The sequence below is a fragment of the Polaromonas sp. P1_G4 genome (genome assembly GCF_056405475.1).
This window is the reverse complement of record NZ_JBFUCA010000167.1, coordinates 1-7,998: the sequence shown is the minus strand read 5'-3', so window position 1 is coordinate 7,998 and position 7,998 is coordinate 1. Positions and strand designations below refer to the sequence as shown.

The window sequence follows — 7,998 nt, the reverse complement described above, 5'->3', positions numbered from 1 at the left end:
GTGCACATGCTGCAGGATGGCGGCCAGGCGCTCCAGGCCCATGCCGGTATCCACGCAGGGCGCGGGCAGTTTGGTGACGCTGCCGTCGGCGGCCATGTCGAACTGCATGAACACGTTATTCCAGATTTCGATGAAGCGGTCGCCGTCTTCATCGGGGCTGCCGGGCGGGCCGCCGGGGATGTGGTCGCCGTGGTCGTAGAAGATTTCGCTGCACGGGCCGCAGGGGCCGGTGTCGGCCATCATCCAGAAGTTGTCGGATTTGTAGCGGCCACCCTTGTTGTCGCCGATGCGAATGACGCGCTCTGGCGGCAGGCCAATCTCTTTGGTCCAGATGTCGTAGGCCTCGTCGTCTTCTTCATACACCGTGGCCAGCAGGCGCTCGGGCGGCAGCTTGTAGACCTCGGTCAACAATTCCCAGGCCCACTTGAGCGACTCGCGCTTGAAGTAGTCGCCGAAGCTCCAGTTGCCCAGCATCTCGAAAAAGGTGTGGTGGCGCGCGGTGTAGCCCACGTTCTCCAGGTCGTTGTGCTTGCCGCCGGCGCGCAGACATGCCTGTACCGAGGCTGCACGCACATAAGGCCGCTTGTCGGTGCCCAGGAACACATCCTTGAACTGCACCATGCCCGAGTTTGTGAACATCAGCGTCGGGTCATTGCCCGGCACCAGCGAGCTGGACGACACCACGGTGTGGCCCTTGGACGCAAAGAAATCAAGAAATGTCTTGCGAATGTCCGAGACGGTGAATACAGGCGTTGAAGCTGACGTGGGGGCTGTCGTGGAGGTGGGATGGCTCATGGTCTGCAATAGTGGTTTTGGCAAGGCGGCGCCCTCGGGCTCACCCGCTTGGGCTAAGCCTTTGATTATAGGTTTGAGGGGGATGCCCCCGCTTTATTGGGCTGTCTGCCGGCCCAGATCAATGCGGTGGGACAAAAAGCGCCATATGCGCTCATCGTCGCTGAAAGCCACGTTAAAACGGAGCCAACCCGTCGGATGGGGCTCCAGCAGAAACAATTGTCCCGGGCCCAGCATGATGCCCTCGGGCGTAGCCTCTTTGGACAGGACGGCCCCATCGGGAAGGTCCGGGTGCCGGGCCCAGAGGTACATGCCGGCCCCTGGCTCATGGAAAAGCTCAAACCCCAGTCCGGTCAGGTTCTTTTCGGTCTTGCGGTGCGCTGCAGCCARCTTCTCCCGAAGCGACTTGAGGTGCTTGCGCCAGCGGCCGTCGGTGACCACCCCGAAAGTCAGCCGTTCGGCGATATCGGACGAGGTAAGGCCCGAAATCATCTTGAGCTGGGCCAGGTCCTCGATCAGCTCGCCTCGCGCCAGCAGGTAGCCCACGCGCAAATTGGGGGAAATTGTTTTGGAATAGCTGCCGATGTAGACCACGCGCTGCAGCTGGTCCAGGCTGGCCAGCGTGGACCGCGAGACCGGGTCCATGTCGGCGTAAATATCGTTTTCCACCAGCGTGAAGTCGTGCGTCTCGGCCAGTTGCAGCAAGCGGTGCAGATGGGCCGCGGACGCAATCGAACACGTCGGGCTTTGCAAACGGGGTTGGGTGAAGAAGGCCTTGGGCTTGTGCTCGGCCAGCAGCGCCTCCAGCGCGGCCAGGTCGTACCCGGTAGGGGTGCGCGGCACCCCCACAAGGTTGGCGCCCAGAAAGCGCAGCATGAACATCAGGTTGGGATAACCGGGGCTATCGACCAGCACGGTGTCGCCCGGTTTGACCAGTTGCCGGGCCACCAGGTCCAGCGCCTGGCTGGAGCCTTGCGTCAGCAGCACCTGGTCGACCTCGACCGATATCTGGTTTTCGGCCAGCGCCTCCGCAATGACCATGCGCAGGGCCATATGTCCATAAGGCAGGCCGTAACCCTCAAGAGAGGAACCGTCCACCGACAGGTGCCGCATGCTGCGGCGGAGTGCGTCCCCGAACAGGAAATCGTGCGGCAACCAGCCACAACCGGGCTTCATCGGCAGGTTGCGGTTTTCAAAAATCTGCTTGAGGTACCAGCGGGCGTCAAATTTAGGTTGCGGGGGCTGCGCGTACGGCACACCCGATGCACCATCATCGCCCCTGCGCTTGACGAAAAACCCGGCATTGGCCCGGGAAACGAGCCACCCCTGGGCCACAAGGCGGTCGTACGCCTCTACCACCGTGAAGACGCTGACGCCGTGCATGGCGGCAAAACCGCGGATGGACGGCAGCTTGACGCCCGGTTTCAGCGCTTGCCCGGCAATCATCCCGCGCAGGCCGTCAACGATCTGGCTCACCAGGGGGGTCTGCAGTTCCGGGCGAAGTGTGAGCATCAAAAAACCAAAAAGGGCAGATTGTGCATCGCAATGCCCATGCACCGGGTTGGGGAATCCATGTACAGGATTCTAGACCCGCACAGTGTGTCGAAAACAGCGCGGCGGTGTACATGGACGGCCCTTGCCCCGACTTCTAAAGTCCGCTCATCTCCTTCCTCAATCCAGAATTCCAGAAATCACCTTCACCATGCAGCCAAACCAGACTTCCAGCAACGCCGCCCTGATGGCCCGCCGCCAAGCCGCCGTGACACGCGGCGTAGGCCAAGCCCACGAAATTTTCGTTAGCCGGGCAAAAAACGCCGAACTATGGGACGTTGAAGGCCGCCGCTATATCGACTTCGCCGGCGGCATCGCCGTGCTCAACACCGGCCACCTGCATACCGAAGTCATTGCCGCCGTCAAGGCCCAGCTCGACCTCTACACGCACACCTGCTTTCAGGTCGTCGCTTATGAGCCTTACGTTGAACTGGCCGAGAAGCTCAATGCACTGGCACCCGGAAATTTCGCCAAAAAGACCCTGCTGCTGACCACAGGCGCCGAAGCGGTCGAGAACGCGGTCAAGGTGGCGCGGTCTTACACCAAGCGCCCCGGCATCATTGCCTTTACCGGCGGCTACCACGGCCGGACCAACATGACACTGGGCATGACCGGCAAGGTGGCGCCCTACAAGCTGGGGTTCGGCCCCTTTCCCGGCGAAGTGTTCCATGCCGAATACCCCAACGCGCTGCACGGCGTGAGCATCGACCAGGCGTTGCACTCGGTTGAACAGATTCTCAAAAACGACGTCGAACCCGAGCGCGTGGCAGCCTTCATCATCGAACCGGTGCAGGGTGAGGGGGGTTTCTACATCGCTCCGCCGGAGTTCATCAGCCGCCTGAAGGCGCTTGCCGACCGGCACGGCATTTTGCTGATCGCAGACGAAGTCCAGACCGGCGCCGGGCGCACAGGCACCTGGTATGCCAGTGAACAGTGGCCCGTGGCGCCCGACCTGATCGCCATCGCCAAGTCCATGGCGGGTGGCTTTCCCATATCAGGCCTGGTCGGCCGCGCCGAGGTCATGGATGCACCCGGCCCGGGCGGCCTGGGCGGCACCTACGCCGGCAGCCCCATCGGTTGTGCGGCAGCGCTGGCCGTGCTCAAGGCCTTTGAGAAAGAAAAACTCCTGGCGCGCAGCAAAACGCTGGGCGCCCATCTGGTCAAAGGCCTGCACGCCATTGCGAAAAAAGAAACCTCTATCGGCGACGTGCGGGGCCTTGGCGCCATGGTGGCCATAGAGCTTTTTGAAAACGGCAACCCAGCCCGTCCCGATGCGGCGCTGACCAAACGCGTGGTGGCCGAAGCCGCCCGGCGCGGATTGATATTGCTCTCATGCGGCACCTACGGTAACGTGATCAGGATTCTGGTTCCCCTCACGGCGTCAGACGCCTTGCTGGACGAGGGCCTGCAAATCCTGGCCGACAGCCTCGCCGCATCGCGCTGATCTCCGTGGACAGCTCAGGAAAAACGATGACTGATAACGATGTCCTTGTGCGCTTCTCAGGCGTGCAGAAAACCTATGACGGCGAACAGCTTGTCGTGCAGCAACTCGACCTCGACATTCATCGCGGGGAATTCCTGAGCCTGCTCGGCCCCTCCGGCTCGGGGAAAACCACCACGCTGATGATGCTGGCCGGCTTTGAGTCGCCGACCGCCGGGGAAATTTTCCTCAACGGCTCGCAAATCACCGGCACACCGCCGCACAAACGCAACTTCGGCATGGTGTTCCAGAACTATGCGCTGTTTCCGCATCTCACGGTGGGCCAGAACGTGGCCTATCCGCTCACGGTGCGCAAGGTGTCAAAAAGCGACCAGGCCAGCCGCGTACAGCGTGCGCTCGATATGGTTCGCCTGTCGGGCATGTCGGACCGCCTGCCCGGGCAGCTGTCGGGTGGCCAGCAGCAGCGCGTTGCCCTGGCACGGGCCCTGGTGTTCGAGCCCCAGCTGGTGTTGATGGACGAACCGCTGGGCGCACTCGACAAGCAGCTGCGCGAGCACATGCAGATCGAGCTGAAGGAGTTGCACAAGCAGCTAGGCGTCACGTTTGTCTATGTCACGCACGACCAGGGGGAAGCCTTGACGATGAGCGACCGAGTAGCTGTTTTCAACGACGGCGCGATCCAGCAGCTGGCGCCTGTAGAGGCGCTGTATGAAACGCCCTCCAACCGTTTTGTTGCCGGTTTCGTCGGAGACAGCACGGTACTCAAAGGCAAGGGAAATGCCACAGGCATCGAATTGCCGGATGGCCGCGTTCTGGGCGGCACCAACGTGAATCAGGCGGCTGATGGCGCGCAGGTCGAAGCCTATATCCGGCCGGAGCGCATTGTGCTGCACCGCCAGGTACCGGCTTCATCTGCCGGCGTGCTACCGGCCCGCGTGGCTCGCATCATCTATTTCGGCGACCACCTGCGGCTGTTGTGCGACATCGGCGCCGGCCAGCCGGAAGCGACAGTCAAGCTGCCGCTCACCCTGTTGAACGGCCAGCCGCCGCCGCAACCGGGCGAAGCGGTGCACCTCGAATTTCCGCCCGAATTTACGCGGATTTATGCGGTGTAACCGCTTTCTCTTTTCACCATTTTCAACGTTCCCTTCTGCCTTTATCAACCACCGAGGAAATAGCACCATGAAGAAAAACATCATTGCCCTTGCCATGGCTTCGTGCCTGGCCGTACCCGCGTTCGCGCAGCAGCAGATCACTGTCGTCAACTTCGGCGGCGCCAATGCCAATGCGCAGAAAAAGGCCTACTACGAGCCCTTCGAAAAAGCAGGTACCAAAGTTGTTGCCGTGGAATACAACGGCGAGCAGGCCAAGATCAAAGCCATGGTCGAGACGAAAAAAGTCACCTGGGATGTGGTCGAGGTCGAAGCGCCCGATGTGCAGCGCGGTTGCGATGAAGGATTGTTTGAAAAAATCGACTTCAGCAAGATCGGCCCCAAGGCAGACTTCTTGCCCGCAGCGGTCAAGGAATGCGGTGTAGGCGTTTTTGTGTGGTCCACCGTGATGGCCTGGAACGCTGATAAGGTTAAAACCGCCCCCACGAGCTGGGCCGACTTCTGGGACGTCAAGAAAATCCCGGGCAAGCGCGGCATGCGCAAGGGCGCCCGCTACAACCTCGAGTTCGCATTGATGGCCGATGGCGTCAAGCCGGCCGACGTCTACAAGGTCCTGGCCACCAAAGACGGGGCCGACCGCGCATTTCGCAAGCTCACAGAACTCAAGCCCAACATCCAGTGGTGGGAAGCCGGCGCCCAGCCCGCCCAGTTCCTCGTGGCCGGTGACGTCGCCCTCAGCACCGTTTACAACGGCCGCATCGACGCCGCCAACCGTGAAGGCCGCAACCTGAAGATCTACTGGCCCGGCGGCATCTACGACCTGGACTATTGGGTCATTCCCAAAGGCGCACCCAACAAGGACGCATCGATGAAATTCATCGCCTTTGCCAGCCAGCCCGCCACCCAGGCCGTCTATGCCCAGAACATTGCCTACGGCCCCGTCAACAACCAGGCTTTGGCCAAGCTCGACAAGAAGGTGCTGGACGATCTGCCAACGTCGCCGGCCAATGCCAAAGAAGCCATCCAGATGAATGTTGGTTTCTGGGCCGACCAGGGCGAGGCGCTTGAAAAACGCTTTGCCGCCTGGGCCACGCAATAAGCCGACGGAGCAAGCACCCCATGAGCAGCATCACCAGCCAGGGCGCCCTTGAGGGCAATGACGCCGTCACATTGCGTCAGGCGCTGTCGCGCGCAGACGCTCGTCGAAAATGGCGCGCCTTTGCACTCACAGTGCCCTTGCTGGTGTTTTTGCTGCTGACCTTGCTGGTGCCGATTGCGGCCCTGTTGCAACGCGCCGTTGAAAATCCGGAGGTGGCGAGGGCGCTGCCCCGGACGGCGCAAAGCCTCAAGGACTGGAACGCCCAGACACCCCCCAGCCCTGCAAGTTACGCAGCACTGGTGGAAGACCTGGGCCATCTTTCTGACAGTTCGGATGCCGGCGCACTGGCACGTCGCCTCAACTCCGAAGTGCCGGGTGCGCGCTCCCTTGTCATGGGGACCTATCGCGCGCTGCCTGTCACGGGCTCGCCTGAAGAAATACAGGCCAGGCTGCTCCAGCTCGACCCACGCTGGGCAGAGCCCCTCTTCTGGCAAGCGATTGCCAAAAACAGTTCCCGCTGGACGCCCGACTATCTGCTGGCATCGGTGGACTTGCGACGCGACAGCAAGGGCGAGGTGGAACGCATGCCGCCGGACCAGCGCGCTTTCGGCGCCATTTTGCTGCGCACCTTTCAGATCAGTTTTCTGGTCACCGTTTTTTGCCTGGCGCTGGGCTACCCCTTGGCCTGGTGGCTGGCCTCGTTGCCGGCGCGCAAGGCCAACCTGCTGATGATCCTGGTGCTGGTGCCTTTCTGGACATCGATTCTGGTGCGCGTGGCGGCCTGGATCGTCCTGCTGCAATCAGAAGGCCTGGTCAACCGGGGGCTGATGGGTATCGGCCTCATAGACAGCCCCCTGCCGCTGCTGTTCAACCGCGCAGGCGTGGTGATTGCCATGGTGCACATCCTGCTGCCCTTCATGATCCTGCCGCTTTACAGCGTGATGAAGAATGTGCCGGCAACCTACGTGCGGGCCGCTGTGTCGCTGGGCAGCGCACCCCTGTCTGCCTTCTTTCGGGTGTATGTGCCGCAGACCTATCCCGGCATCAGCGCAGGCGCGTTGCTGGTGTTCATCCTGTCGATCGGCTATTACGTCACCCCCGCCCTGCTCGGCGGTGCGGATGACCAGATGCTGAGCTACTACATCGCCCGCTACACCAACGTCGAAGTCAATTGGGGCATGGCCTGTGCGCTGGGTGCGGTGTTGCTGACGGCCACCATGGTTCTTTACAGCGTTTACCGGCGCATCGGCAAGGCCGAACTCAGCATCGGTTGACATCCCATTTTCTTTTACAGACGCAGACGCCAATTCATCATGCTCAAAATCAAAGGGCCCGCCTTTCCCCGCTATGCCACCCTGGCAGACAAGGCCGGCTGGTGGCTGGTGCGCGCCGCCTGCGTTGCCATTCTGGCTTTTTTGCTGGCGCCCATCCTGGTCATGGTGCCGCTGTCTTTCTCCGACAGCTCCTTTCTGAGTTACCCCATCCCGGGCTGGTCGCTGAAGTGGTATCGCAACCTGCTGGATTCGCCTGAATGGGCCAGGGCTGCCAAAAACAGTTTCATCGTGGCCCCCGCTGCAACACTGATCGCCACCGCGCTGGGTACTTTGGCAGCTGTCGGCCTGTCCAGAACCAACTTCCGGTTCAAGAGCCTTCTCATGGGCATCCTCATCGCGCCTATGGTTGTCCCCATCGTCGTTGTCGGCGTGGCCACCTACCTGTATTTCGCCCCGCTGGGCCTTGCCGACAGCTACTTCGGGCTGATCGTGGTGCATGCCGCGCTGGGTGCGCCTTTTGTGCTGACCACCGTGCTCGCAACGCTCGCAGGCTTTAACCACAACCTGGTGCGCGCGTCGCTCAGCCTTGGCGAGACCCCGTTGCGGACGTTTTTCAGAATCACCCTGCCCGTCATCGCTCCGGGTGTCATCTCGGGCGCGCTGTTTGCATTTGCCACCTCGTTTGATGAGGTGGTGGTCACGCTGTTTCTGGCAGGCGCGGACCAGGCC

The 7,998-nt window shown here is 61.6% G+C and carries 7 protein-coding genes; 5 read left to right on the top strand and 2 right to left on the bottom strand.

What is annotated here, in order from left to right:
* Both AC1D1X_RS10425 and AC1D1X_RS10420 read right to left on the bottom strand, forming a co-directional pair.
* A partial coding sequence (locus AC1D1X_RS10425) for an alanine--tRNA ligase-related protein (RefSeq protein WP_477698238.1) occupies nucleotides 1–795 on the bottom strand: 795 nt, incomplete at its 3' end.
* Between the two features lie 93 nt (nucleotides 796–888).
* Nucleotides 889–2,304: an aminotransferase-like domain-containing protein gene (locus AC1D1X_RS10420; RefSeq protein WP_477667813.1), complete on the bottom strand. Its 1,416-nt coding sequence runs from the start codon at nucleotides 2,302–2,304 to the stop codon at nucleotides 889–891.
* Nucleotides 2,305–2,494: 190 nt separating this feature from the next.
* Between AC1D1X_RS10420 and gabT the strand changes: the two genes are divergently transcribed.
* From gabT to AC1D1X_RS10395, 5 genes are all read left to right on the top strand, one after another.
* Nucleotides 2,495–3,787 carry a 4-aminobutyrate--2-oxoglutarate transaminase gene (gabT, locus tag AC1D1X_RS10415; protein WP_477667814.1) on the top strand — a complete coding sequence of 431 codons (1,293 nt, stop codon included), beginning with the start codon at nucleotides 2,495–2,497 and terminating at the stop codon, nucleotides 3,785–3,787.
* A gap of 26 nt (nucleotides 3,788–3,813) precedes the next feature.
* Nucleotides 3,814–4,899, top strand: coding sequence for an ABC transporter ATP-binding protein (locus tag AC1D1X_RS10410; RefSeq protein ID WP_477667815.1), 1,086 nt, complete (start codon nucleotides 3,814–3,816; stop codon nucleotides 4,897–4,899).
* Between the two features lie 67 nt (nucleotides 4,900–4,966).
* On the top strand, nucleotides 4,967–5,995 hold the full coding sequence (locus AC1D1X_RS10405; protein WP_477667816.1) for an ABC transporter substrate-binding protein: 1,029 nt from the start codon (nucleotides 4,967–4,969) through the stop codon (nucleotides 5,993–5,995).
* Between the two features lie 20 nt (nucleotides 5,996–6,015).
* Nucleotides 6,016–7,269 carry an ABC transporter permease gene (locus tag AC1D1X_RS10400; RefSeq protein WP_477667817.1) on the top strand — a complete coding sequence of 418 codons (1,254 nt, stop codon included), beginning with the start codon at nucleotides 6,016–6,018 and terminating at the stop codon, nucleotides 7,267–7,269.
* 39 nt (nucleotides 7,270–7,308) lie between these two features.
* Nucleotides 7,309–7,998, top strand: a 690-nt coding sequence (locus tag AC1D1X_RS10395; RefSeq protein ID WP_477698237.1) for an ABC transporter permease, incomplete at its 3' end; no start/stop codon positions are given.

Coding starts and splice junctions, on each gene's coding strand:
- gabT (WP_477667814.1), top strand. CDS start 2,495: ATGCAGCCAAACCAGACTTCCAGCAACGCCGCCCTGATGGCCCGCCGC.
- AC1D1X_RS10410 (WP_477667815.1), top strand. CDS start 3,814: ATGACTGATAACGATGTCCTTGTGCGCTTCTCAGGCGTGCAGAAAACC.
- AC1D1X_RS10405 (WP_477667816.1), top strand. CDS start 4,967: ATGAAGAAAAACATCATTGCCCTTGCCATGGCTTCGTGCCTGGCCGTA.
- AC1D1X_RS10400 (WP_477667817.1), top strand. CDS start 6,016: ATGAGCAGCATCACCAGCCAGGGCGCCCTTGAGGGCAATGACGCCGTC.